The 25,076-nt window shown below is 69.2% G+C and carries 22 protein-coding genes and 2 tRNA genes; 13 read left to right on the top strand and 11 right to left on the bottom strand.

What is annotated here, in order from left to right; translation table 11 throughout:
* Positions 1-35: 35 nt before the first annotated feature.
* From QSK37_RS50720 to QSK37_RS50710, 3 genes are all read right to left on the bottom strand, one after another.
* On the bottom strand, positions 36-254 hold the full coding sequence (locus tag QSK37_RS50720) for a hypothetical protein (protein WP_285637139.1): 219 nt from the start codon (positions 252-254) through the stop codon (positions 36-38).
* Entirely contained in the window at positions 251-463 is a 213-nt protein-coding gene (locus QSK37_RS50715) for a hypothetical protein (protein WP_285637136.1), read from the bottom strand. The genes QSK37_RS50720 and QSK37_RS50715 overlap by 4 nt, the downstream gene beginning before the upstream one ends.
* Positions 464-782: 319 nt before the next feature.
* A complete protein-coding gene (locus tag QSK37_RS50710; protein ID WP_285637133.1) occupies positions 783-1,655 on the bottom strand; it encodes a ketopantoate reductase family protein in 873 nt (290 codons plus the stop codon).
* A 70-nt stretch (positions 1,656-1,725) separates the two neighbouring features.
* Between QSK37_RS50710 and QSK37_RS50705 the strand changes: the two genes are divergently transcribed.
* Positions 1,726-2,355: a TetR/AcrR family transcriptional regulator gene (locus tag QSK37_RS50705; protein ID WP_285637130.1), complete on the top strand. Its 630-nt coding sequence runs from the start codon at positions 1,726-1,728 to the stop codon at positions 2,353-2,355.
* Between the two features lie 18 nt (positions 2,356-2,373).
* Here the strand turns inward: QSK37_RS50705 and QSK37_RS50700 are convergent, their stop codons facing one another.
* The gene (locus tag QSK37_RS50700) at positions 2,374-3,393 is read right to left on the bottom strand and encodes a hypothetical protein (RefSeq protein ID WP_285637127.1); all 1,020 of its coding nucleotides are present in this window, start codon (positions 3,391-3,393) and stop codon (positions 2,374-2,376) included.
* A gap of 50 nt (positions 3,394-3,443) precedes the next feature.
* Complete coding sequence (gene pepN, locus QSK37_RS50695; protein WP_285637124.1) at positions 3,444-6,005, bottom strand: aminopeptidase N; 2,562 nt, start codon at positions 6,003-6,005, stop codon at positions 3,444-3,446.
* A 217-nt stretch (positions 6,006-6,222) separates the two neighbouring features.
* On the opposite strand from pepN, the gene QSK37_RS50690 reads away from it, so the two are divergent.
* The gene (locus QSK37_RS50690; protein ID WP_285637121.1) at positions 6,223-6,837 is read left to right on the top strand and encodes a DsbA family protein; all 615 of its coding nucleotides are present in this window, start codon (positions 6,223-6,225) and stop codon (positions 6,835-6,837) included.
* 134 nt (positions 6,838-6,971) lie between these two features.
* Here the strand turns inward: QSK37_RS50690 and nicT are convergent, their stop codons facing one another.
* Entirely contained in the window at positions 6,972-8,075 is a 1,104-nt protein-coding gene (gene nicT / locus QSK37_RS50685) for a Nickel transporter NicT (RefSeq protein WP_285574336.1), read from the bottom strand.
* Positions 8,076-8,219: 144 nt separating this feature from the next.
* Here nicT and QSK37_RS50680 point away from each other — a divergent pair, with 144 nt between their 5' ends.
* On the top strand, positions 8,220-9,629 hold the full coding sequence (locus QSK37_RS50680; protein ID WP_285637119.1) for an aldehyde dehydrogenase family protein: 1,410 nt from the start codon (positions 8,220-8,222) through the stop codon (positions 9,627-9,629).
* Between the two features lie 48 nt (positions 9,630-9,677).
* Positions 9,678-10,142 (top strand): ribose-5-phosphate isomerase, encoded by a 465-nt coding sequence (locus QSK37_RS50675; protein WP_285637117.1) that lies wholly within the window; start codon positions 9,678-9,680, stop codon positions 10,140-10,142.
* A gap of 21 nt (positions 10,143-10,163) precedes the next feature.
* On the opposite strand, the gene QSK37_RS50670 is transcribed toward QSK37_RS50675, so the two are convergent.
* Positions 10,164-10,361, bottom strand: coding sequence for a hypothetical protein (locus QSK37_RS50670; RefSeq protein WP_285637114.1), 198 nt, complete (start codon positions 10,359-10,361; stop codon positions 10,164-10,166).
* 264 nt (positions 10,362-10,625) lie between these two features.
* Between QSK37_RS50670 and QSK37_RS50665 the strand changes: the two genes are divergently transcribed.
* Both QSK37_RS50665 and QSK37_RS50660 read left to right on the top strand, forming a co-directional pair.
* A complete protein-coding gene (locus QSK37_RS50665; RefSeq protein WP_285637111.1) occupies positions 10,626-11,744 on the top strand; it encodes a PP2C family protein-serine/threonine phosphatase in 1,119 nt (372 codons plus the stop codon).
* Between the two features lie 53 nt (positions 11,745-11,797).
* The gene (locus tag QSK37_RS50660) at positions 11,798-12,295 is read left to right on the top strand and encodes a GNAT family N-acetyltransferase (RefSeq protein WP_285637109.1); all 498 of its coding nucleotides are present in this window, start codon (positions 11,798-11,800) and stop codon (positions 12,293-12,295) included.
* 243 nt (positions 12,296-12,538) lie between these two features.
* Here QSK37_RS50660 and QSK37_RS50655 read toward each other — a convergent pair whose 3' ends face one another.
* A complete protein-coding gene (locus QSK37_RS50655; RefSeq protein ID WP_285637106.1) occupies positions 12,539-13,015 on the bottom strand; it encodes a nuclear transport factor 2 family protein in 477 nt (158 codons plus the stop codon).
* 135 nt (positions 13,016-13,150) lie between these two features.
* On the opposite strand from QSK37_RS50655, the gene QSK37_RS50650 reads away from it, so the two are divergent.
* Positions 13,151-13,720: a GNAT family N-acetyltransferase gene (locus tag QSK37_RS50650; protein WP_285637104.1), complete on the top strand. Its 570-nt coding sequence runs from the start codon at positions 13,151-13,153 to the stop codon at positions 13,718-13,720.
* Positions 13,721-13,851: 131 nt separating this feature from the next.
* Here the strand turns inward: QSK37_RS50650 and QSK37_RS50645 are convergent.
* Positions 13,852-13,925: transfer RNA gene (locus tag QSK37_RS50645), tRNA-Gly, on the bottom strand.
* Between the two features lie 157 nt (positions 13,926-14,082).
* Here QSK37_RS50645 and QSK37_RS50640 point away from each other — a divergent pair.
* Positions 14,083-14,156 (top strand) — tRNA-Pro (locus QSK37_RS50640).
* A gap of 270 nt (positions 14,157-14,426) precedes the next feature.
* Here the strand turns inward: QSK37_RS50640 and QSK37_RS50635 are convergent.
* Positions 14,427-14,885, bottom strand: a complete 459-nt coding sequence (locus QSK37_RS50635; RefSeq protein ID WP_285637102.1) for a pyridoxamine 5'-phosphate oxidase family protein — start codon at positions 14,883-14,885, stop codon at positions 14,427-14,429.
* Between the two features lie 496 nt (positions 14,886-15,381).
* On the opposite strand from QSK37_RS50635, the gene tig reads away from it, so the two are divergent.
* The 4 genes from tig (at position 15,382) to clpX (ending at position 19,725) form a co-directional block, all read left to right on the top strand.
* Positions 15,382-16,794: a trigger factor gene (gene tig / locus QSK37_RS50630; protein WP_285637099.1), complete on the top strand. Its 1,413-nt coding sequence runs from the start codon at positions 15,382-15,384 to the stop codon at positions 16,792-16,794.
* 175 nt (positions 16,795-16,969) lie between these two features.
* Positions 16,970-17,608 (top strand): ClpP family protease, encoded by a 639-nt coding sequence (locus QSK37_RS50625; RefSeq protein WP_285574353.1) that lies wholly within the window; start codon positions 16,970-16,972, stop codon positions 17,606-17,608.
* 26 nt (positions 17,609-17,634) lie between these two features.
* On the top strand, positions 17,635-18,291 hold the full coding sequence (locus QSK37_RS50620) for an ATP-dependent Clp protease proteolytic subunit (RefSeq protein ID WP_285574426.1): 657 nt from the start codon (positions 17,635-17,637) through the stop codon (positions 18,289-18,291).
* 159 nt (positions 18,292-18,450) lie between these two features.
* The gene (clpX, locus tag QSK37_RS50615; RefSeq protein ID WP_285574355.1) at positions 18,451-19,725 is read left to right on the top strand and encodes an ATP-dependent Clp protease ATP-binding subunit ClpX; all 1,275 of its coding nucleotides are present in this window, start codon (positions 18,451-18,453) and stop codon (positions 19,723-19,725) included.
* On the opposite strand, the gene QSK37_RS50610 is transcribed toward clpX, so the two are convergent.
* Positions 19,726-20,466 carry a hypothetical protein gene (locus QSK37_RS50610; protein ID WP_285637096.1) on the bottom strand — a complete coding sequence of 247 codons (741 nt, stop codon included), beginning with the start codon at positions 20,464-20,466 and terminating at the stop codon, positions 19,726-19,728.
* A 210-nt stretch (positions 20,467-20,676) separates the two neighbouring features.
* Between QSK37_RS50610 and QSK37_RS50605 the strand changes: the two genes are divergently transcribed.
* A complete protein-coding gene (locus tag QSK37_RS50605; protein ID WP_285637094.1) occupies positions 20,677-23,235 on the top strand; it encodes a valine--tRNA ligase in 2,559 nt (852 codons plus the stop codon).
* The last annotated feature ends 1,841 nt before the right edge of the window (positions 23,236-25,076 follow it).

Raw genomic sequence — 25,076 nt, 5'->3', positions numbered from 1 at the left:
GCGGGCCCGTCTCCATGTGGACGGGCTCACATCCGTCAGTCGCGCTCGTCCTCTTGATCCATCCGGCGGAACTCCTCGTACATGGCCGTCCCTGGTCCCGCCACATACATCTCGAAACCCGCCCAGTCGGAGCCGTGGAATTCAATGAAGGACAAATTGCCGAGGCTGTCGTTGATTTCGACGTTGGTCATATGCAGGGCCGGAACGCGAAACGGCTCCTCACGAGGCCAGGACTCGTCGCCCGCGTCGTTCACATGGATGTCGATGCCGAGCAGCGGAACGGGGTGACATACGAGATGGCGCGGTCGTAGTCGTGGACGTCCTGCGAGCCCTCCTCGTAAGCGATCGGCATCTTCAGGGCCTGCAGCAGGCGAGCCCAGCCGCCGAGGTCGGTGAAGTCGGTTCGAAGAACGGGAACGGAGTCCGTGCGGGGCAGGCGTATCGGTCGCCGATCACGATTCATGCCGCAGACCCTGGCGTCGGGCACTGACGGGACGAGGACGCGCGGGCTCCTCGCTGGCCGGCCCGCGACGTACCACTCTGACCAGCGGAAACTTCATCTCGGCGTCGTGTTCCTCGACAACGACGCCAGGTGGTAGGTGCCGGATGTGTAGTTGTTCAGGCCACCGGGTGTGTATCGGCCGCAGGGAGACGCCGGCGTGCCGCAGATTTGGTCACCTCGGTCCAAGGTCTCTCAGCGCTTCCGCCAGCACGCCTCCGGCGCCGAGCTCGCCAAGCCACAGATGATCATCCTTATTGCGAGATCATTCTGTTGGGAGTTCTCAGCGGGCTCTCGCGGGGGCGCGGAGCTGTTCGGTCAGCCGCTCGAGTTCGGCCGCCGTGGCAGGCGAGGGGTCGTTGAGTCCGCTGTGCACGGCCGTCGAGCTCTTCATGAAGCGCCGGAGCACGGCCACGAGAAGCCCTTGCGGCAGAGCCCGCAACGCGGCGAACGCGCGAGGTACCGGCGGCGTCTCCATCGCGGCGAGGTTCTGCCGCATGAGGTGGAGCATGTCGCGGACCGCGTCCGGGTCGTCGGCCAGCGCTACCGGGCCGCCCGCCGCGTGTACCGCCTGTCCGAGCGGCACCTCGAATGCGGCGTGCGTCCTGAGCCAGGCGTCCATCTGCGGCTCGGCCTTGGCGTTGATCCCGGCGGTACGGAACGTCTCCACGATCCGTTCCAGTCGCGGGGTGGTGCGGCCGTCGGGCTCGCCGATCGGCATCGCGACCCGACGGGTGATGAAACTGCTCTTGCTGTAGCGGATCACGTCGCCGTCCATCGTGCCGCCCGCCGTGGGGAAGCCGAGCAGCACCCGTTCGTGGCCGATCACCGCGCCCAGCGTCTCCGGGCCGGCTGCCCAGTTGAGCAGGAACAGCACGTCACCTTGGACGCCGGCGAGTGATTCCAGCACCGCGTCCACCTGGTGGGTGCGGACGAAGACGGTGATCAGGTCGTACTCGCTGCCCGCGTGCTCGATCACCGGTACCGGTACCCGCCTGACGGCTGGGCCGTCTCCCTCGGCGAGCTGCACGCCGTGCCGGCGCAGAGCGGTCAGGCGCCCGCCCCGGGCGAGGAGCGAGACGTCGTGGCCGGCCTCATGCATGCGGGCGGCGAACAGGCTGCCGCAAACCCCGGCGCCGTACACGAGCAGCTTCATGACCGCCTTCTTTCATACGTTCGATTTAATCATACGTTCGTTTCATTCAAACATATGTATAGTCCCTCGTGTGGCGACCCCGGACACCCGCACCCAGCTCCTCGACGCGGCCGAGCACCTCTTCGCCGAGCACGGATACCGCGGCACCTCGGTCCGCGCGATCACCAAACTCGCCGGAGCGAACCTGGCCGCCGTCGGCTACCACTTCGGGTCGAAGGCGGAGCTGATGGCCGCGGTCGCCCGCCGCGTGATCGAGCCCATCAACGCTGCCCAGTGCGCAGGGCTCGACAAATTGCTCGCCCGGACCCCCGACCCATCGGTCAGCGAACTGGTGGAGGCATTCGCGGGGCCGCTGTTCGACGAGATGTCGGCCGGCGACGAGGGCGGCTCCCGGACGTCCCGGCTGATCGTGACGATCCTCAGCGACCCGGCCGAGGAGGCGCGCGGCTGGACCGGCCCGGGCGAGGACACGGTCCGCGAGCGCTACCTCGCGGCCTTCGCGCGCGTCCTGCCCGGCCTTTCCCCGGAGGAGCTGCGGTTCCGGATACGGGGGATCCTCGCCGTGACGGCCGTCGACCGCCTCGAGGTCCACCAGCAGCCCTCCCCGGGCTGCACGTCCCCGGTAGCGGGCGAGGCGGCCCGGCGATGGGCGATCACGTTCCTGACGGCAGCGATGAGTGCGCCACCGACCCGGACCTGATGTGGGTGGCGTGACACGCTAGCTCTGCAGGATGGCGACGAGGTGGTCGGAGAGGTCGCGCAGCAGCGTGTCCGGCACGATCTCGTGACCGGCCGCGGCGGAGAAGGCCTCCGGCAGGCCCGGCAGGGGATAGTCGGCGACGTCGCCCACCACACGGTCGCCGAGGGGCAGCCGGCCCAGTGACGTGCGGGTGCGGTTCCAGGCGTCGGAGACCTCGTCCGGATTGGGCACGCCGAAGCCGTGACCGACCGGCGCCGCGTGCCGCAGGCGTACGAGCGCGCCGTCGGCGAACTCCTGCGCCACCCGGCAGCGTTCGGACAGCGCGGACAGCACGTCCGGGTTCAGGCGCGTCACGACGTCGCAGGGCGTACGGCACGACACCGCGCAGGTGCACAGGGCCGAGGCGACCGTGCTGTGCTGGCGGTCGAGGTAGTTGCGCCAGCCCGGTCCCGGCTCGCGGGCGACGCGCAGGGCGCGTTCGGCGGCCGACTGCTGCGGCCGGGTCAGCGAGCAGTCGCGCGGCCGGGTGGCGCCGCCGGGCACGCCGAACCGGCTGCCCGGCCCCGACACCGACGTCGGCAGCAGCGCCGGGTCGCCGGCGTGGCCGAGGACCGGCTGCCACGCGAGCAGCGGGAGGTACTCCGAGGCGATGTGCACGGCGGCCACGAGCGGTGCCATCTCGCGGCGGTGCCAGCGCGCCGCGATCACCTCGAGCAGCAGGCCGTACGCGGGGCGCAGCGTGCGCAGCGCCCCGCGGGAACGTTCCTTCGCCGACTGCGGCATCCGGCTGGCGCGGGCGCGGGCCAGCAGATGCTCGGGCACGGTGTACTCATCGACGACCGGGTCGCCGGTGCGCTCGGGCATGCCGAAGTCCTCGGCGTCCAGATCGATCAGTCGCTGGCCGAACGAGCACAGCAGCCGCACCTCGGCAGCGACGCCCGACGGCAGCCTCGCCGCCCCGGCCTCGCAGAGCGCGGCCAGGTCGCCGAAGGCGTACCGCCGGGCGAGCGTCGTCAGAACATCGCGGGCGGTTTCCACCCGTTCACTCTGTCACGACCAACCGTGGCACAGTCGCACCAACCCGGTGATCAGCGCGCAGAACGGTCCTTCTCCTGGGCCCGGATCGCGCGGGCGACACCGTCGCGGCCCTCCAGGAGCAGCCGCCGCAGCGCCGGCGGCGGGTTCTGCTCGTCGAGGTAGGCGGTGGTGCGCTCGATCGTGCTCGGCTCGGTCACCAGGAACGGGTAGGCGTGCTCGGCGAACGTGCTCGACATGTCGCTCGACCACGCCGACCAGACCCGCCCGACCTCGGCGAAGTACTTCTCGACGTAGGGCTCCACCAGCGAGGTGTCGTCCACGTCGAACAGCCCGCCGAGCGTGGCGCGGAACACGGCGTTGGGCAGGTCGCCGGCGATGATGCGGTCCCAGGCGGCGGCCTTGGCCTCCGCGGTCGGGACCGCGGCGCGGTCGCCCGCCGCGTGGCGCTCGCCCGCGGCGGTCGGGTCGCGCTCGAGCTCGGCGGCGATCTCGGGCTCGCCGGCCGCGCCGCGCACGACGAGCCGGCGCAGCAGCGCCCAGCGCAGGTCGGTGTCGATGACCAGCCCGTCCAGGACGACGGAGCCGTCGAGCAGCCCGCGGACGTACTGGAGGTGCTCGTCCGAGGTCGCCACGGCCACGAACGCCTGGGCGTAGGTGAGCTGCCGGTCCGAGCCGGGCTCGGCCTCGGCCATCAGCTCGCGCAGCGTGTCCGCCTGCAGGGCGAAGCCGGTCGCGCGCCACTCCGGGTCGGCGTACTGCCGCGTCGCCGTGCGGGCCTGCCGGAGCAGCGACTGGGCGACGGAGACGTCGGTGACGCCGCGGATGCCGGACAGCACCAAGCGCACGTAGTCGCGCGCGGCCACCTCGGCGTCGCGGCACATGTCCCATGCGGCGGACCAGCACAGCGCGCGCGGCAGCCCGTCGGTGATCTCGCCGATGCCGTCGATGAGCGTGCGCATCGAGTGGTCGTCGAGTCGGATCTTGGCGTAGGTCAGGTCGTCGTCGTTGACCAGCACCAGGTCGGGCCGGGCCTCACCGACCAGCTCCGGCACGTCGGTGCGGGCGCCGACCACGTCGAGCTCCACGCGCCTGCGCCGCACGATGCCCTCGGGCGTGCGGTCGTACAGGCCCACGGCCACGCGGTGCGAGCGGAGCGTGGGGTACGCCTCCGGGGCCTCCTGCAGCACGGCGAAGGAGGTGAAGGCGCCGTCGTCGCCGACCTCGTACGCGGGGCGCAGCGTGTTGACGCCGGCCGTCTCCAGCCACTCCTTGGACCAGGACGTCAGGTCGCGGCCGGAGGTCTCCTCGAGCGCGTCGAGCAGGTCCGACAGCGAGGTGTTGCCCCACGCGTGCCGGTCGAAGTAGCTGCGGACGCCGCTGATGAAGTTGTCGCGGCCGACGTAGGCGACGAGCTGCTTGAGCACGCTCGCGCCCTTGGCGTACGTGATGCCGTCGAAGTTGACCTCGACCGCCCGGATGTCGGGGATGTCGGCCGAGATCGGGTGCGTCGACGGGAGCTGGTCCTGCCGGTACGCCCAGGTCTTCCACAGGTTCGCGAACGTGGTCCACGCGCCGGTCCACTGCGTGGCCTCGGCCTCGCACAGCACGCTCATGTAGGTGGCGAAGGACTCGTTGAGCCACAGGTCGTCCCACCAGCGCATGGTGACGAGGTCACCGAACCACATGTGCGCCATCTCGTGCAGGATCGTCTCGGCGCGGCGCTCGTACGCGGCGTCGGTGACCCGGGACCGGAAGACGTAGTCCTCCAGGAACGTCACGCAGCCGGCGTTCTCCATCGCGCCCGCGTTGAACTCCGGAACGAAGAGCTGGTCGTACTTGTCGAACGGGTACGGCCGGGCGAAGGTCTTGCGGAAGAAGTCGAAGCCCTGCTTGGTGACCTCGAAGATCGCGTCCGCGTCGAAGTACTCGGCCAGGCTCGCCCGGCAGTACGCGCCCAGCGGGATGCTCTGTTCTTCTTCCTGCGCGCCTCCGGCACGACGCTCGGTGGGCCGGTACTCGTCGCGCACGACGTGGTACGGCCCGGCGACCAGCGCGGTGATGTAGGTCGAGATGCCCGGCGTGGCCGGGAAGTGCCACCGGCCGCCCTCGGCGGAGTCGGGCGCGCTGTTGGTGATGACCTGCCAGTCCTCCGGCGCGGTGACGCTCAGCTCGAAGCGCGCCTTGAGGTCGGGTTGGTCGAAGCAGGTGTACATCCGGTGCGCGTCGCAGGTCTCGAACTGCGTGTAGAGGTAGACCTTCTGGTCGACCGGGTCGACGAACCGGTGCAGCCCCTCACCGGTGCGGGAGTAGGCGGCGTCGGCGATCACGCGCAGCTCGTTGGAGGCGGCCAGCCGGGGGAGCGGGACGCGCCCCTTCTCGGCGTCGTAGGAGCCCGGGTCGAGACTCTGACCGTTGAGCGTGATCTCGCGGACCTTCGCTCCGTGGAGATCGACGAACGTCGAGGCGCCGGGTTCCGCGCAGCCGAACCTGATCGTGGTGTCCGAGACGAACGTCTCCGAACCCGTCGTCAGGTCGAGATCGACGTTGTACGACTCGACGGTGAGCAGCCGGGCGCGGTCGCGCGCCTCATCGCGCGTCAGGTTGCCAGCCAAGTGAACTCCTCGCCTCAAGTGCATGAATGCGACGTCATTGTCCATCCCACCGTACGGCGCGCCGACACGCGCACGGAACGGCACGCCGCCACACCATCTAACCCGCCGGGCGGGGATCTTGGTCCAAACTCTCAGCAAACCCTAAGGTTGGAATGCTTCGGAGAGCGCGCCGGTTGAGCCCCGTACGACAAGACGCACGAACACTGTGGAGGTTGCGGTGGCCGACGCCGAGCGCACGCCGGTGGACTTCTGGTTCGACCCGAGGTGTCCCTGGGCCTGGATCACCTCGCGGTGGATCCTCGAAGCCGAGAAACTCCGCCCGATCGAGGTCCGCTGGCACGTCATGAGCCTGTCGGTCCTGAACGAGGGCCGGGACCTGCCCGAGCACTACCGGAAGGTGATGGACGAGGCGTGGGGCCCGGTTCGCGTCTGCATCGCCGCCCGGGAGAAGTACGGCCAGGAGGTGCTCGGCGAGCTGTACACCCAGCTCGGCACGCGCTTCCACAACGAGAAGCTCCCGCCGAACCGCGAGGCGATCGAGGCCGCCCTGGAGGCGGCCGGCCTCGACCGTGACCTGGCGGACGCCGCCGACACCGACGAGTACGACACCCTGCTCCGCGCCTCGCACAAGGACGGCATGGACCGGGTCGGCTACGAGGTCGGCACCCCGGTGATCTCGGTGGAGGGCGCGTCGTTCTTCGGCCCCGTCGTCTCGCCGATCCCACGTGGCGAGGCCGCCGCGAAGCTGTGGGACGGCGTACGCCTCGTCGCCGGCACCGACGGCTTCTTCGAGCTCAAGCGGAGCCGCACCCGCGACCCGATCTTCGACTGACGGTTTCGCGCTGGTTCGTGCGGGCGGACGCCGGGCGCCCGCCCGCACGTTCTACAAGTGCGGTGCGCGGCCTCCCCGCGCGTCCGTGGCCACCACTGGCCGATCGGCGCGCCTCGATCGTCACGCCGGGGCCGTCAGCCCTCGGAGTCCTGCAGGGCGGCGGACCAGCGCTGCTCGATGCGGCCGAACTTCCAGATCGCGATCGCGCCGATCCACAGCACCAGCAGGACGCCGGTGATGACGAACCCGGCCGTGTTGAGGTCCAGGCCGGCCACCCAGTCCCAGAACGTCCCGCGAAGGCCGAACCGGTCCTGGGCGACCTGGAGGAGTTCCGTGCCGCCGATGACGAACGCGAAGGCCACCGAGACGCCGGTCAGCACGATGTTGTAGAAGATCTTGCGCACGGGGTTGGAGAACGCCCAGCCGTACGCGAAGTTCATGAACGTGCCGTCGATGCTGTCCCACAGCGACATGCCGGCGGCGAAGATGATCGGCAGGCACAGCACGGCGTACCAGGGCAGCGAACTCGCGGCCGCCGCCGAGCCGGCCAGGGCGAGCAGGCCCACCTCGGTGGCGGTGTCGAAGCCGAGCCCGAACAGGAAGCCCAGCGGGTACATCTGCCACGGCTTGGTGATCGCCTTGGTGAACCGGCCCAGGATCCGGTTCATGAAGCCGCGGTTGTTCAGCTGCTCCTCCAGCGCCGCCTCGTCGTACACGCCGCGCCGCATGTCGCGGAAGACCTTGAGGATGCCGACCAGGATCACCAGGTTGATCACCGCGATGACGCCCAGGAACGTGCCGGAGACGGTCGGGCCGATCGTGCCGGTCACGGTGTGCAGGCCCGAGTGCTCGTCGGAGATGCCGTTGGACAGGGCCTTGATCCCGAAGCCGAGCAGCACGCACGCGGTGAACACCACCGAGGAGTGCCCGAGGGAGAACCAGAACCCGACCGAAAGCGGACGCTGCCCGTCGGACATGAGCTTTCGGGTGGTGTTGTCGATGGCCGCCAGGTGGTCGGCGTCGAACGCGTGACGCATCCCCAGCGTGTACGCGGTCAGCGCGATGCCGACGCCGAACAGCTTGCCGTCGCCGAGGTGGTAGCGCCCGGGGAGGACGACCAGGAAGAGCAGCCCCCACCCGACGGCGTGCAGCAACACCACGAAACCGGTCATGCCGGCCAGCCGCCCCCACTCGGCACGGCCGAGCCGGGTAGGTGTCGTGGACCGTGCCATCGCCATGGTCGCTCCTCGGTCGGGGGTAGGTCCTGCCATTCAATCCTTGTTGCAAATCCTTTGCAACAGCTACCTGCGCGCCATCTGGGGCCGGAAGTCCATTAACCGGTCTGGGTGGTCCCCGTACGTTCACCGGGGAAGGATGAGCACATGCGCGATGTGATCTATGCGGGCGGCTCGTGGGCGGACTCCTCGGCTTCGGACACCATCGACGTCGTCAATCCGGCGACGGAGGAGGTCATCGATCGGGTCCCCGCGGGCACGGCCGCCGACGTCGACCGTGCGGTGGCCGAGGCGCGCCGCGCCCTGCCCGCCTGGGAGGCGACCCCGCCCGCCGAGCGCGCCGCCCTCCTGCGGGCGGTCCTCGACGGCATCACCGCCCGCCAGGAGCACCTCGCCACGCTCATCGCCACCGACCTGGGCGCGCCGTACCAGGTCGCGCTGAAGATCCACGTCGGCACGCCGATCGCCGTGCTGAGCGGCATCCTCGACATCCTCGACGGCTACGACTTCGCCGGCGAGCGCTGCGGCAACTCCCTCATCGTGCGCGAGCCCGTCGGCGTGGTCGGCGCGATCACGCCGTGGAACTACCCGCTGCACCAGGTCGTCGCCAAGGTCGCGCCGGCGCTCGCGGCCGGCTGCACGGTCGTGCTCAAGCCGAGCGAGGTCGCGCCGCTCGCCGCGTACGCCCTGGCCGACATCATCGACGAGGCCGGCCTGCCGCCGGGCGTCTTCAACCTCGTCTCCGGGTACGGCCCGGTCGTCGGCGAGGCGATCGCCGCGCACGAGGGCGTCGACATGGTCTCCTTCACCGGCTCGACCCGCGCGGGCCGGCGGGCGGCCGCGCTGGCCGCCGAGTCGGTCAAACGCGTCGCGCTCGAACTCGGAGGCAAGTCGCCGAACCTCATCCTCGACGACGCCGACCTGCCGCTCGCCGTCAAGGTCGGCGTGGCCAAGGCGTACGTCAACTCGGGGCAGACCTGCAACGCGCTCACCCGCATGCTCGTGCCCGACGCCCGCTACGACGAGGCCGTGGAGCTCGCCGCGAAGGCGGCCGAGCGCTACACGCCGGGCGACCCGTTCGCCGACGGCACCCGGCTCGGCCCGCTCGTCTCACGCACCCAGCTCGACCGCGTGCGCGGCTACGTCGACCGCGGCGTCGCCGAGGGCGCGCGGCTCGTGACCGGCGGCACCGAGACCACGCTGAGCCGCGGCTACTACGTCCTGCCGACCGTCTTCGCCGACGTCACGCCCTCCATGACCATCGCCCGCGAGGAGATCTTCGGGCCGGTCCTGTCCGTCATGGCCTACGGCTCCGAGGACGAGGGCGTCCGCATCGCCAACGACACCCCGTACGGGCTGGCCGCCGCCGTCTGGTCGGCGGACCAGGACCACGCGATGGCGGTCGGACGGCGGCTCAAGGCCGGCCAGGTCGAGATCAACGGCGGCCGGTTCAACCCGCTCGCGCCGTTCGGCGGTTACAAGCAGTCCGGCGTCGGCCGCGAACTGGGCGTGCACGGGCTGGAGGAGTTCTGCGAGATCAAGTCTCTCCAGCTTTGAGCTGGTCCCGTGCGCGTCGGCGGCACCGCACCTGACAGACTCTGCGGCATGCACGTCTATCTCGGTTCCGACCACGCGGGCTTCGAGCTGAAGCGACACCTCATCGAGTGGCTGACCGCTCACGGTCACACGGCCTTCGACTGCGGCCCGGAAGAGTACGACGGCGAGGACGACTACCCGCCGTTCGTCCTGCTCGCCGCGTCTCGCACGGTGGAGGACCCGGGCGCGCTCGGCATCGTCATCGGCGGTTCGGGCAACGGCGAGGCCATCGCGGCGAACAAGGTCAAGGGCGTACGCGCGGCGCTGGCGTGGAGCGAGGAGACGGCACGCCTCGCGCGCGAGCACAACGACGCGAACATCATCAGCGTCGGCGCCCGCATGCACACGCTGGAGGAGGCGACGCGGTTCGTCGAGGTCTTCCTCACCACGCCGTTCACGGGCGCCGAACGACACGCGCGGCGCATCGCGATGCTGAGCGCGTACGAGCGGACCGGCGAACTCCCCACGCCCTGAGACGCCTGAGCCGCCGCCGGGTCAGGTCGTCTTGGCGGCGCGGCGCTTGGCGAGCCGGCGCCTCTCGGCACGGCGGAGCCGGGTGGGCTGGGATCCGGGCTGCGGGGCCTCGGCCGACGAGTCATCGGCGGGTCGCGGATCCTCGTCCTGCGGCCGGATGCGAGAGACGTCGCGGGCCCGCATCGCCGCGTCGACCGTGACACGCATCCCCTGACCCATCAGTGCCTCCATCGCGTCGTCCAGTGCCTGTCCGGCGGTCCGGCCGGGTTCGGGGGACGCACGGGGCAGGTCCTAATGATCTCCCCGGGGTGGCCCGGGCGAAACCCGGCGGCCCGGTCGGCGGCGTGGTCGGCGGGGCGTTGAGGCCGCAGTGTCGCGGCCCTTCGGCCGGATTCGGCCACTACATTTCGGGCGGTCTTGATTTGGGTATGGTGTGCCGCCTTCCAGCGCGGACACGGTGATGGTCGGTACAGTGCCCGCATCATGCTTAGCCGCCTCGTGCACCTGCTGCCGGCCAGAGTCCGCGTCTTCCTGCGCCGGATTCCCGTGTTGGTGTGGCTCTACCGGTGGGCGCGGCGAGGGCATCTCACCAGTGACCGAAATGCCCTGATAGGCCTGATAGTCATCACCGCGGCGCTCGCCATCTCCGCGCCCGTGTCGCAGACGTGGTTCTCCCCGAGCGGAGTGGTCCTCACCGTCCTCGCCGGCGGGCTCACCCTCCGCGTACGCGGCCTCGGCGTGCTGCTCGGAGTGGTCGCGGTCGCCCTGGTGTACGACGCCATCGCGGTCGGCTTCCACAAGGTCGGTCCCGGCGTCATGGCGACGATCGTCGTCACCGCGATCCTGGCCATCGTGCTGGCCCGCAGCCGCCAGCAGCTCGGCGTCAAGGGGCTGCGCGGCGAGCAGATGCTGCTCGAACTCCGCGACCGCCTCCGCCGCCACGGCGAGATGCCCGAGCTGCCGAAGGGCTGGGACGCCAAGGTCGTGCTGCTCCAGGCGGGCGGCTCCTCCTTCGGCGGCGACTTCGTCGTGTCGGTGTGCGACGGCAAGAAGCTCGAGGTGGCGCTGGTCGACGTCTCCGGAAAGGGAGTGGACGCCGGCACGCGGGCCCTCATGCTGTCGGGCGCGTTCGGCGGCCTGCTCGGCTCGGTGGAGCCCGAGCGTTTCCTCCCAGCGTGCAACGACTATCTCCACCGGCAGCGCTGGGACGAGGGGTTCGTCACCGCCGTGCACCTGGTCATCGATCTGACCACGGGGGAGTACACCGTCGAGTCCGCCGGCCACCCGCCGGCCGTGCAGTTCGACGCGGGCAGCGGCACCTGGCAGGTCAGCCCCGCCAAGGGCATTGTCCTCGGCGTCGTACCCCAGATGAGCGCCGTGCCCGAACGCGGCACCCTCCGCCCCGGCGACGCCCTCATGCTCTACACCGACGGCCTGGTCGAGGCGCCCGGACGTGACCTCGACGCGGGCATCGACCGGCTGGTCGGCGAGGCCGAGCGACTGATCCCCCGTGGCTTCCACGAAGGGGCCGATGAGCTCGTCGCGGAGATGGCGGCCGCGCGCGACGACGACTGCGCACTGGTGCTGATCTGGCGCAAGTGAGATGCCGCTCGTGTCGGCGAGCGCGACGATCACATACCTGGCAGGCTGATCCCATGAGTACTGTCACGTTGCGGCAGATCGACGAGGAGCTCTTGCCGCGGGTCCTCGAGGCGGCCGTGTCCGGAACGGACCCCGCCGAGGCCATGCCTCCCGTCCCGGGCCCGCCCGGATGGACCCCCGAACGCCGCGCCGCGTTCGGCGACTTCCACCGCAGGACGGCCGGTCCCTCCTACGCGATCATGACCGGTGAAGAGATCATCGGCGCGACGCGCCTGACCCCGGCCGAGGCGCCCGGCGCCGCCGAGATCGGCATCTGGCTGACCCGTCAGGCCCGCGGCAAGGGACACAGCGTGGCCGCCCTCCACCAGCTGATCGAGGAGGCCCGCGCACACGGCAAGACGGCTCTGATCGCCGAGACGAACGCCGCCAACCCGGCCGCCGTCGGCCTGCTGCGCACCCTGGGCGCGAAACTCTGGGAGGACCCGGACACGGGCGCGGTCCACGCCACCCTGCGCGTCGGCGACTCGGTCGAACACGGCATCGGCCGCTGACCGCGCCGAGCGTACGTTGAGGCCGGTCCCGCCAGGCGGACACCGGCCGTACCGTCACCGCGCCGACCGGCGGCGTCGCAGCACCGTACGAGCCGGCGGCGTCGCAGCACGGCGCCAAGCGGCGGCTTGGTGGCACCGCGTCGCGGGGCCGGGGATACCGTCGGCATGCCTCCGCTACGGGAAACGAGTCATTCCCGTGAACGGCGCCCGGCAACGACCCTGAACCACCGGTGCGATCCGGGTTCAGCGCTCGTGTGCAGGCTCGTGGTGCTGCCTGACGGCGTCGAGGACTTCACCGAGTTGGCCACGCGCCTGGGCGGAGCGCAGGTGGTCCAGGTAGTCACGGGATTCAACGATCTTCCCGTCACGGACCCGCATGACGAAGATCGCGGGGATTGTGAACGGCTCGCCGGTCTCCACCACGATCCCCTCGTACCGGAACTCGGCCACGATGACCTCGGGGTCCGCCGTCTCGTGGACCGTGATGCCGGCCGGCTGACGTCGCAGGGTGTGCCCGGTATGGGCGCCAGGCTGGGCGTTGGCCCCGAAGTGCGCGCGCAGCTCATCGAGCGATCGAAGCGGGGGCGGCGCGAATGGATGGAAGGGATGCTCTACATGGGTCTGCTCGGCGTAGAGCTCGATCACCTCCTCCCAGCGTCCCTCGCAGACGCCGTGCACAAGCTTCAAAAAGACCTCGCGTGGAGTCAGGGGTTCGGGCACGAGACTTCTCCCATCAAGGATCGACCGCACCGCAGGTGAGGCACTGGTCGCAATATAGTTCGTTGACGAATTATTCGTCAACGAACTATCGGCTGGGGCTGAGAGTCAACAGCTGGCTCTTGTACGGTCGGACGGGTGCCCGAAACACCGATGCTGAAGACCGAACGGCTCATGCTCCGGCGCTGGCGACACGGCGACCGGGCGCCTTTCGCCGCGATGAACGCCGACCCTGAGGTCATGGAGCACTTTCCCGCCACGCTCACTCCGGAAGAGAGCGACGCGGTGATCGACCGGATCGAAGCCCGTTTCGAGGAGCACGGATTCGGGCTCTGGGCTCTGGAGGTCGCCGAGACCGGGCAGTTCATCGGGTTCACGGGTCTGTCGGTGCCGGACTTCGAAGCGCACTTCACTCCGGCGGTGGAGATCGGCTGGCGGCTGACCCGATCGAGCTGGGGCCACGGCTACGCCAGCGAAGCCGCCCAGCGCGCGCTGACCTTCGCCTTCGACGACCTCCGACTCGCCGAGGTCGTCTCGATGACGAGCCACACCAACCTGCGCTCCCAGATGGTCATGAAGCGCATCGGCATGTCCAATGACCCCGCCGACGACTTCGACCACCCACTGGTGGACGAAGATCATCCGCTACAGCCGCACGTCCTGTGGCGAATGACGGCTGAGCGCTGGCGCGATCGCCATCCCGGCTGAGGTCGTGCCCGATCCAGTTGGCTTCCGCGCGGCACCCGGAAGTGGCCCGCCCGAGGCTGAGAACCGAGTCGGACCGGTTGAAGATCGAAGGCCCAGGTCCCGGAACTCCGGTTGACCTGGGCCTTCGTCGTTGGAGCGGGCGACGGGAATCGAACCCGCGTAGCCAGTTTGGAAGACTGGGGCTCTACCATTGAGCTACGCCCGCGTGGCCGTCGAGACCGGCCGGACGACCGGACCCCAACACGTCACCCGCGTAGCGTACCGGTTCCCGGCACCACGGCGCGCAACTCACAGGCGTGATCAGGTGCGCCGATTAATGTGACCCTCGACCGGCGCAAGCCGGGCTACACTCGACACGTTCACGGGCTGTAGCGCAGTTTGGTAGCGCACCGCGTTTGGGTCGCGGGGGCCGCCGGTTCAAATCCGGCCAGCCCGACGAGGCGGCTACGCATGCTCGCCGCTGGGGCGGCTTCGCTCTGGCCCGCGATTTTGCCCGGGGGGACGACCCCCCGGAGCCCCCCGATGTTCGCTCGCCTTCGGCTTTGCTCACTCGCTTCTCACGGCTCGCGGCTTCGCCTCTCGGCTCCCGCCTCTCGGCTCCCGCCTCTCGGCTCCCGCCTCTCGGCTCCCGCCTCTCGGCTCCCGCCTCTCGGCTCCCGCCTCTCGGCTCTCGGCTCTCGGCTCTCGGGTTGGTTGGCCCCTGTGTTCAGGCTTCTTTTGGTTCTTGGTTTTTGGTTTTTTGGGTTTGGGCTTGTTTTTTTGGGGTGGGGAGGCGGCGGCCGGAGATTAGTTCTGGGGTTATGGCGATGTAGTGGGCGGGTTCGCCGGCGGTCCACGGTCTCAACGGGAGGTCGCGTAGGCGGGAGATCTCGCCGTCTTCCGCTATCACTCGGGCGTGGCCGATGATGACCACTGACCAGCCGGTTGTGATCTCGTGGTCGAACTGGTCGATCTCGAAGGCGACGACCGCGTTGCGGGCGGCGGCGGCGAGCTTCGACCCCGCCGACGTCAGGATCACCACCTCGCCGCCGGCCATGACGAAGTTGACCGGCTGGACGGCGGGCAGGGCTCGGTCGGTGTAGACGATGCGGCCTAGGGGGACGCTGCCGAGCAGTTCACGGCATTCTCGCTCGGTCAGTATCTTCAAGCCTTCCGAGTCGTACACGAGGTCAGCGCCTTCAACCTGTCTCCCGCGTTCCCTGCGCGGCGGCGGTCCGGGTCGAGATGGTCGGAAGGGATCTCGGCCGCCATGGTTTCGACGCTAACGACGATGGCCTCGGTGCCGGTGGCCCGAAACGCCCCGGTTGCAGGGACGAAGGTCCCCGGCGTCTCCGGCGGTCACCTCCGGCCTTCGCCCAGGTCGGGTCACCTCCGACCACCCGGTCACGCCCGGTCGTCCACCCGTACGGGGTGGCCCTCGCCGAGGGGTCTGCCGAGTAGCGGCCGTAGAGTCGTCAGAGGGGTTCGTAGGCGCCCTTTCGCAATACTTGGCGACGCATTGCCGCCCCAACTGTCCGCGCGCGGGCCGGAACACCATAGACTTGGCGCGCGAAGGCGCGGTGACGCACTTTGACGTGCCCGCGTCCCGGCTGACAACGCAGCCGCCCACGACATCCAACGTGAAATCCGTGCCGCGGCCGGATCCAAGGAGACCGCCCAAAGTGAAGACCGATGTGGAGGAGCTGAGCCCGACGCGGGTCAAGCTCACCGTCGAGGTGCCCTTCGACGAGCTGAAGCCCAACCTCGACAAGGCGTACAAGGAGCTCTCGCAGCAGGTCCGCCTCAAGGGGTTCCGCCCTGGCAAGGTGCCGGCGCGCCTGATCGACCAGTACGTCGGACGGGGCGCGGTCCTGCAGGAGGCGGTCAACGACGCGCTCCCCGGCCTCTACGGCCGCGCCGTCGAGGAGAGCGAGCTGTTCGCGCTCGGCCAGCCCGACGTGGAGATCACCGAGCTGGAGGACAACCAGCAGTTCGCGTTCACCGCCGAGGTGGACATCCGGCCCAAGTTCGAGGTGCCCGACTACGACGGCCTCGAGATCACGGTCGACTCGGCCGAGGTGACCGACGAGGAGGTCGAGGAGACCCTCTCCAACCTGCGCGAGCGGTTCGCGACGCTTACCAACGCCGACCGGGAGGCGCAGGAGGGCGACTTCGTCTCGATCGACCTCGCCGCGACCGTCGAGGGTGAGGACGTCGAGGACGCCCGTACGAGCGGCTACTCCTACGAGGTTGGCAGCCGTAGTTCGGTCGAGGGCCTCGACGACCAGCTCGTCGGCATGAACGCCGGTGACTCCAAGACCTTCACCACCACCCTGGTGGGCGGTGAGCACGAGGGCAAGGAGGCCGAGGTCACCGTCACCGTGCACAGCGTGAAGGTCAAGGAGCTGCCGGAGCTCGACGACGAGTTCGCTCAGCTCGGCAGCGAGTTCGACACGATCGAGGAGCTGCGGGAGGACGTCCGTAAGCGTCTCGCCGACCAGAAGCTCCACCAGCAGCTCGGCGAGGCGCGCGACAAGGCCCTCGAAGCGCTCATGGAGAAGCTCGACATCCCGCTCCCGGAGAGCGTGATCGAGAACGAGATCCAGCGCCGCAACGAGCAGCTCGACCAGCAGCTCCAGATGTACGGCATGAGCCGTGACAAGTACCTCCAGGACGAGGGGAAGTCCGAGGAGGAGTACGACCAGGAGATCAAGGACGGCGCCCGCGACGCGGTCAAGGGCGGCTTCATCCTCGACCAGCTCGCCCTGCAGGAGAAGCTGACCGTCGAGAACGAGGAGCTGACCGACTACGTCGTCCGCAACGCCATGTCGATGGGCGTGCAGCCGGACGTCCTGGCCAAGCACCTGACGGAGAACAACCAGATCCCGGCCGTCGTGTCGGAGGTGCTGCGCTCCAAGGCCCTCAACCTCGTCGTCGAGCACGTCAAGGCCACCGACGACAAGGGTGCCGAGGTCGACATCGCGGCCATGCTGCGGCACGAGGCCGGTGAGGACGAGGCCCACGCCGACGAGGCCCCTGAGGCCCCTGAGGCCGCCGAGACGGCAGAGGCCGGCGACGAGAAGGCCGACGCCTGATCGATCCGCGACCAGACGGGCCGGCGCAGTGCGCGCCGGCCCGTTCGCGTCTCCGGGGCCGGCCCACCTTCCACGCCGACAGCGAACATGCCTCCCTCGCGGCCAAAGCCCTCGCCGCAGCGCGTTAATGTCGCAAGCAACCGACCACGACCACGATTCCGGAGCAGGTGACGCAGTGACCACGCCTCCGACCTTCGAACCGCCGTCGCCCGTGCAGGCGCGCACGGCCGAGGCGCCCCTACTGCCGTTGGGCGACCAGCTTTACCAGCGTCTGCTGCGCGAGCGGATCGTCTTCCTCGGGCAGCAGGTCGACGACGACATTTCCAACCGCATCTGTTCGGAGCTGCTGCTGCTCGCGGCGGAGGACTCCCGGCGGGACATCTACCTCTACATCAACTCGCCGGGCGGCTCGGTGACCGCCGGCATGGCGATCTACGACATGATGCAGTACGTCCCGAACGACATCGCGACGGTCGGCATGGGCCTGGCCGCGTCGATGGGGCAGTTCCTGCTCTGCGCCGGCACGCCGGGCAAGCGCTACGCTCTGCCGCACGCGCGGATCATGATGCACCAGCCGTCCGGCGGCATCGGCGGCACGGCGTCCGACATCAAGATCCTCGCCGAGCAGATGCTGTACGTGAAGCAGACGCTCGCCGAGCGGATCGCCTTCCACACGGGCCAGTCGCTGGAGCAGATCCAGACCGACTCCGACCGCGACCGCTGGTTCACCGCCGACGAGGCCAAGGACTACGGCTTCATCGACCACGTGGTGCACAACGCCAACCAGGTCGCCTCAGAGGGTGCGGTTTCATGAACATCGACCGGAGGGGACTGAACCCGATGAGCGATCAGATCCGGGCCGGTATCCAGCCCGTGGAGAGCCGCTACATCATCCCGTCGTTCGTCGAGCGCACCACGTACGGCGTCAAGGAGATGAATCCGTACAACAAGCTCTTCGAAGAGCGGATCATCTTCCTGGGCGTCCAGATCGACGACGCGTCCGCGAACGACGTGATGGCCCAGCTGTTCACGCTCGAGTCCATCGACCCCGAGCGTGACATCAGCATCTACATCAACTCGCCCGGTGGCTCGTACACCGCCATGACGGCGATCTACGACACGATGCAGTTCGTCCGCTGCGACATCCAGACGGTCTGCATCGGCCAGGCGGCCTCGGCCGCCGCGGTGCTCCTGGCGGCGGGCACGCCGGGCAAGCGCGCCGCGCTGCCGCACTCGCGGATCCTGATCCACCAGCCGGCCACCGAAGGTGGGTATGGTCAGGCCAGCGACATCGAGATCCAGGCGAACGAGATCCTCCGCATCCGCGCGGAGATGGAGACGATCTTGGCGCGGCACAGCGGTCAGGACGTCGAGAAGGTCCGCCGGGACATCGAGCGCGACAGATTCCTGACGGCCGAGGAGGCGAAGACTTACGGTCTCATCGACGACATCATCGAGAGCCGCAAGAAGCGCGTTTCCGAGGTAGTGTCGTCGTAAGCGGCCCTTGAGTGACCCTCAGGTGTCGGCCATATCGACCACACCGGAGGGCTCACTCACTGCCCGCCAGGCGGTAACGTCGAGACAACGTCGAGAGCCTCAGCACGCTCCCTCGATCCCGCGGACCGAGGATGAGCGGCCCCACGTAAAGGAGACAGGGTGGCACGCATCGGCGACGGTGGTGACTTGCTCAAGTGCTCGTTCTGCGGGAAGAGCCAGAAGCAGGTCAAGAAGCTCATCGCGGGTCCGGGCGTGTATATCTGCGACGAGTGCATCGATCTCTGCAACGAGATCATCGAGGAAGAGCTCTCCGAGTCATCCGACCTCAAGTGGGACAACCTGCCGAAACCACGCGAGATCTACGAGTTCCTCGACTCGTACGTGATCGGACAGGACAAGGCCAAAAAGGCCCTGTCCGTGGCGGTGTACAACCACTACAAGCGGATCCAGTCGGGCAGCGGCGGCAGGGATGAGGGCGTCGAGCTCTCCAAGTCCAACATCCTGCTGCTGGGCCCGACCGGGTCCGGTAAGACGCTCCTCGCGCAGACGCTCGCCAAACTGCTCAACGTTCCCTTCGCCATCGCCGACGCGACCGCCCTCACCGAGGCCGGCTACGTGGGCGAGGACGTCGAGAACATCCTGCTGAAGCTGATCCAGGCCGCCGACTACGACGTCAAGAAGGCCGAGACCGGCATCATCTACATCGACGAGGTCGACAAGGTCGCCCGCAAGAGCGAGAACCCCTCGATCACGCGCGATGTGTCCGGTGAGGGCGTTCAGCAGGCGCTGCTGAAGATCCTGGAGGGCACCACCGCGAGCGTGCCGCCGCAGGGCGGCCGCAAGCACCCGCACCAGGAGTTCATCCAGATCGACACCACCAACGTGCTGTTCATCTGCGGTGGCGCGTTCGCCGGTCTGGAGAAGATCGTCGAGCAGCGCGTCGGCAAGCAGGGCATCGGCTTCAACGCGGTTCTGCGCACCAAGGACGACGACGGCGAGGTCGCCGACCTGTTCGCCGACGTCATGCCGGAAGACCTCCTGAAGTTCGGGATGATCCCGGAGTTCGTCGGACGCCTTCCGATCGTCACGAGCGTGCACAACCTCGACCGCGAGGCACTGATCAGCATCCTCACCGAGCCGCGCAACGCGCTGGTGAAGCAGTACCACCGGCTGTTCGAGCTCGACGGGGTCGACCTGGAGTTCACCGACGACGCCCTCGAGGCGATCGCCGACCAGGCGATCCTGCGCGGCACGGGCGCGCGCGGGCTGCGCGCCATCATGGAGGAGGTGCTGCTGTCGGTGATGTACGAGGTGCCGAGCCGCGCCGACGTCGCCCGCGTTGTGATCACCCGCGAGGCGGTCCACGAGCACGTCAACCCGACGCTAGTGCCCCGGGAACGCACCAAGCGCGAGCCGCGGGAGAAGTCCGCCTGATCAGGCCTTCTTCTCCATGTCGTCGCGCATCGACAGGAGCAGTCCGGCCGTCTGCGCGGCGTCGCCCGCGTCGGTGGTGATCACGCCGAGCGTGCCCTCGTCGGCCCAGCCACAGGTCGCCAGCGTCGCCTGACCGGTGCTCAGCTGGTCGATGCACATGACCGTGCCCTTGAGCCGGCCCGCCGGATACGGCGTCAGCGCGCGGCCGCCCGCGCCCGTGCTCGTCGCCAGGCCGCTGATGAACTCCTTCAGCTGCGTCGCCGGGTCGGCTAGGCGCCCGGACGCCCCGATGAACAGCACGGTCGTGGTCGTCGCCGCGGCCCCGTGGTAGACGGCGGTCAGCGGGTTCGGCATGCCGGCCGCCTTCAGCCGCTCCCGCTGCCGGTCGGTGAGCTGCCGAGTGCCGGGGGAGTCGTCACGCTGGAGGCCGCCCGCCTGCGCGGGGGTGTTCAGCACCCGCGTCGGCGTCGCCATGACCGACAGCAGCGCGATCGCGGCGGTGATCAGGGCGCCCATGCCGAGGGCCGCGCTGATGCCCGCTCCCGCCCACATCCCGCGGGGCGACTCCGGTGGCGCGGGCGCGGCGGCGTACGGATGCGGGGGTGGCGCCGGTGACGGTGACTCGTCGTCCGCCGCCTCGGCGGCCCGCGTACGCCGGATGGCGCCGGCGGCGAACCCGGCGGCCAGGCCCAGCATCGCCAGGCCGACGATGAGCACCGCGATGGCCAGGAGCGCCTTCACGAGAGTCGTCTCCCCCTGTGCCTCAGCTGGTCGCTGCCTGTCACATTGTCCTCCGATACCACGCCTCACCCCCAGTGGCGCGGCCGTCATGAGTCACGCTGACAGGACCTTTCCACCGGTGCGTGACATCGAACCCGGCATTCTGCCGTAGTTCCCTCGATCTGCGGGGCGAGACCACGGTTCCGGAAGAACCTCCGTACACTCCGACGCGTGACTTCGCCTGATGCTCTGCCGACTCAGTACACCCCGGCCGACGTCGAGGGACGGCTCTACCAACGCTGGACCGACGGCGGCCTGTTCACGCCCGCCGTCGTACCCGGCGCGCCGGCGTTCTCGATCGTCATCCCGCCGCCGAACGTGACCGGATCCCTCCACGTGGGCCACGCGCTGGACCACTCGATCCAGGACGCGCTCGTACGCCGGCAGCGCATGCGCGGTCTCCAGACGCTCTGGCTGCCCGGCATGGACCACGCGGGCATCGCCACCCAGAACGTCGTGGAGCGCGAGCTCGCCAAGGAGGGCCTGTCCCGGCACGACCTCGGCCGCGACGCCTTCGTCAAGAAGGTCTGGGAGTGGAAGGCCGAGTCCGGCGGGAAGATCCTCGGGCAGATGCGCCGCCTCGGCGACAGCGTCGACTGGACCCGCGAACGCTTCACGATGGACGCGGGCCTGTCCAGCGCCGTGCTGACGATCTTCAAGCGCCTGTACGACGACGGCCTGATCTACCAGGCCGAACGCATCATCAACTGGTGTCCGCGCTGCCTGACCGCGCTCTCCGACATCGAGGTCGAGCACTCCGACGACGACGGCGAGCTGGTCTCGATCCGGTACGGCGAGGGCGACGACGCGATCGTCGTCGCCACGACCCGCGCCGAGACGATGCTCGGCGACACGGCCGTCGCGGTGCACCCGGACGACGAGCGTTACGCCCACCTCGTCGGCCGCGAGATCGAGCTGCCGCTGACCGGCCGGCACATCCCGATCGTCGCCGATCCCCACGTCGACCCGGAGTTCGGCACCGGCGCCGTCAAGGTGACGCCGGCCCACGACCCGAACGACTTCGAGATCGGGCAGCGGCACGGCCTGCCGATGCTGACGATCATGGATGAGCGCGGCACGATCACCGCGCACGGGCCGTTCCAGGGGCTCGACCGCCTGGAGGCCCGGCCGGCCGTGGTCGACGCGCTGCGGCAGGACGGCCGCATCGTCGCCGAGACCCGCCCGTACGTGCACGCCGTCGGCCACTGCTCGCGGTGCAAGACGGTGGTCGAACCCCGCGTCTCCCTCCAGTGGTTCGTCCGGGTCGAACCGCTCGCCCGCGCCGCGGGCGACGCCGTACGCGACGGCCGGGTGAAGATCGTGCCGGCCGAGATGGCCCCGCGGTACTTCGAGTGGGTCGACAACATGCACGACTGGTGCATCAGCCGGCAGCTGTGGTGGGGCCACCGCATCCCGGTCTGGTACGGCCCAGACGGCTCGGCGGTGTGCGTGGGCCCGGGGGAGCAGCCCCCGGAGGGCTGGACCCAGGACACCGACGTGCTCGACACGTGGTTCTCCTCGGCGCTGTGGCCGTTCTCGACGCTCGGCTGGCCGGAGGACACCCCCGAGCTGCGCGCGTTCTATCCCACGTCCGTGCTGGTCACCGGGTACGACATCCTGTTCTTCTGGGTCGCCCGGATGATGATGTTCGGCCTGTACGCCATGGACGGCGTGGAGCCGTTCAAGGTCATCGCGCTGCACGGCATGGTCCGCGACCAGTTCGGCAAGAAGATGTCCAAGTCGTTCGGCAACGTCGTCGACCCGCTGGAGTGGATCGACCGGTACGGCGCGGACGCCACACGCTTCACCCTGCTGCGCGGCGCGAACCCGGGCGGCGACGTCGCGGTCAGCGAGGAGTGGGCGCAGGGGTCGCGCAACTTCTGCAACAAACTGTGGAACGCCACCCGCTTCGCCCTGATCAACGGAGCGGCCATCCGGGAGCTGCCCGCCGACCTCACGGTCGCGGACCGCTGGATCCTGTCCCGCCTGTCGTCGGTGGTCACCGAGGTCGACACCCACTTCGAGAACTTCGAGTTCGCCAAGGCGTGCGAGACGCTCTACCACTTCGCGTGGGACGAGTTCTGCGACTGGTACGTCGAGCTGTCCAAGGTGCCGGGCATGAGCGCCGACGCCCCGGCCGTGCTGGGGCGCGTGCTCGACGTCCTGCTGCGCCTGCTGCACCCGCTCACGCCGTTCGTCACCGAGGAGCTGTGGACCGCGCTGACGGGCGGCGAGTCGATCGTCACGACCACCTGGCCGTCCGCGGACGGCTTCTCGGACGCGTCGGCGGAGGCGGAGATCGCCGGCCTGATGCGCCTGGTGACGGAGGTACGCCGGTTCCGCGCGGACCAGGGCCTGAAGCCGGGCCAGAAGGTCGCGGCGACGATCGAGGGCCTCGACCCGGCGTACGAAGACGCGGTGCGGACGCTCCTGCGCCTGACGCCGGCGGGAGAGGGCTTCACCCCGACCGCGTCGTTGCCGGTCGAGGGAGTGACCGTACGCCTGGACACCGCGGGAGCCATCGACGTCGCCGCCGAACGCGCGCGCCTGGAGAAGGACCTGGCCGCCGCCCGCAAGGAGATCGCCCAGGCGGAGGGCAAACTGGGCAACGAGCAGTTCATGGCCAAGGCCCCGGAGCAGGTGGTCACCAAGACCCGAGCCCGCCTCGAACAGGCCCGCACGGACGTGGAGAGCCTGGAAAGCCGCCTGGCGGCCCTGCCCGCGGGATAACGGCGCGTCCTCACGTCCGGGAGCGGCCCGCCGGTGCGGGTCGCCCCCGGGCGCCGAGGGCGTGTCGTTCGGCGGCTTGTGCCTGGTTATCGGGGGCGGTGGGTTGTGGGGCGAATCCTGTGGTGCTTGCGGGAGGTTCCAGAGGTGGCCGATCTGGTGTGGGTCGCTCCCGGGTGCCGAGGGCCTGCCGCTCGGCGGCTCGTGCCTCGTTATTGAGTGCGGCGGGTGTGGGGCGAACCCGGTGGCCGGAGGCCGGTCGAACCAGAAGAAACGGGGCCAGCCAGGCTCACGCTTGAGAGGCGCGAGACCGCAGGCCCGCCGGCCGGTCACCAGGCCAGAACCAGCACCGCCAAAGCAGAACTCGCCGTAGACGCGTCGCGCCCAACGGTAAGGCGCAGATCGCAGATCGCCGAGCGACACGCCCCAACACGGCGACCCCGGGATCGACCCCACAGGCAACACAGGATGCGCTCCGCACCTGCCACACCCGGTAACGAGGCACAAGCCGCCGAACGACACGCCCTCGGCACCCAAGAAGTGTGCACCTGCGACTACCGCCGGCCGACCGGGGATAGCTGATCGTCGACTGGATTCCGGACGCGACTGGCCTGGCGCCACTCAGGCGGTGCGTCGGCTCGGGGTCGTAGGTCTCGCGGAGGAAGACGATGTCCGGCGGGGGCGTGGGAGGCGGCCGACGAGGGCGCCGCCTTCCAGGCGTCCGGGTTGGACGGCTCGGAGACCATGCGGGTCTCTTCGTGGCGATCGGCGCCCTGCCGTTCAATCGACGTGGCAGGCCGCGCGGTCTCCGGGCCGAGCGCGGTGATGAGGGCCGCGCCATCGCGGGTGTTCGCCGTCTCGATGCGCACGCGGTTCCTCTTGTCAGGGAGACAGCGGTCCGGCGCTCCTCTCGCCTCAGCATGCGGGTGGTGTCTTCCTCTGGGGCTGTGTTCATCGGCTCCACAGCCGCATGATGGTCGCCGGTACCGGGCGGCTTGCGTCACCTGGGCGCCCAGCTGGGGGCGGAGCGTCGTGCAGGCCGGCGACGTGGGGCCGGCCTGCCGTTCGGGAATATGCGCGGCGTCTCGTGGGTTCCTCCTCTGGACGCTCTGTCGGCGCAGCGTTGGTCGACGTAGGGCGGCTCGGCACCTGGCCCTGGAGGCCGTCGGCACGGGCCGACGAGAAAAATCTGGCGGCTGGGTTTAGGCCCTGGGGCAGCGGGAATCAGTCCAGGGTGCAGGAGTGACCTGCACCTACGCATACGCCCGCGTCGGTGGGTTGACCTCGACGCCCGGGTGTCCTAAGCTTGTCCGAGCCTGCGGGGGAGCAGGACGTCGAAAGACGGCCGGCCCCGCGGAAGACACCCCAACGAAGAGCTGTGGCGGATTTCGTTCGTCACGGGACCAACTGGATGTGTCGGCCCGGTCGGGTTGCTGATCATCGTGAGATGAGGCAATCTCCGGGTACCTCCCTTCGATCGGACGGGAAGCCTTTGGGCTCCCGGTCTGAGTGTTGGGCGGGCCGAGTTCGTGTCGCTTGTCGGTCAATTCGACAAACGGAGCGGAAACGGTAAGATGGGAAATGTCCCAAGGGAGTTCGAAAGGACTTCCAAAGGACTCTCGATTCCAAAGTCGGAGCAATTCGACAAAGGAAACGGGAAAGGGTAAGATAGAGGAAACGCCCCAGCGGGGATCTTCCAAAAGATCCTCAACGGTGTGTGTCCGTTTCTTGAGAACTCAACAGTGTGCTAAAAGCCAGTGCCTTTTGGTCCTCGACCAGGCTGGTTGGCCCATCGTCTGATGGGTTGGTCGGTTTGGTTTTGGATTCCTTTGGCAAGAATGATT

Origin of the sequence: Actinoallomurus iriomotensis (assembly GCF_030269445.1) — a bacterium.
GTDB lineage: Bacteria > Actinomycetota > Actinomycetes > Streptosporangiales > Streptosporangiaceae > Actinoallomurus > Actinoallomurus iriomotensis.
This window is presented reverse-complemented; position numbering and strand designations above follow the sequence as displayed.

Coding starts and splice junctions, on each gene's coding strand:
- QSK37_RS50715 (WP_285637136.1), bottom strand. CDS start 463: ATGAATCGTGATCGGCGACCGATACGCCTGCCCCGCACGGACTCCGTT.
- QSK37_RS50710 (WP_285637133.1), bottom strand. CDS start 1,655: ATGAAGCTGCTCGTGTACGGCGCCGGGGTTTGCGGCAGCCTGTTCGCC.
- nicT (WP_285574336.1), bottom strand. CDS start 8,075: ATGGCGATGGCACGGTCCACGACACCTACCCGGCTCGGCCGTGCCGAG.
- QSK37_RS50680 (WP_285637119.1), top strand. CDS start 8,220: ATGCGCGATGTGATCTATGCGGGCGGCTCGTGGGCGGACTCCTCGGCT.
- QSK37_RS50675 (WP_285637117.1), top strand. CDS start 9,678: ATGCACGTCTATCTCGGTTCCGACCACGCGGGCTTCGAGCTGAAGCGA.
- QSK37_RS50670 (WP_285637114.1), bottom strand. CDS start 10,361: ATGGGTCAGGGGATGCGTGTCACGGTCGACGCGGCGATGCGGGCCCGC.
- QSK37_RS50665 (WP_285637111.1), top strand. CDS start 10,626: ATGCTTAGCCGCCTCGTGCACCTGCTGCCGGCCAGAGTCCGCGTCTTC.
- QSK37_RS50660 (WP_285637109.1), top strand. CDS start 11,798: ATGAGTACTGTCACGTTGCGGCAGATCGACGAGGAGCTCTTGCCGCGG.
- QSK37_RS50620 (WP_285574426.1), top strand. CDS start 17,635: ATGAGCGATCAGATCCGGGCCGGTATCCAGCCCGTGGAGAGCCGCTAC.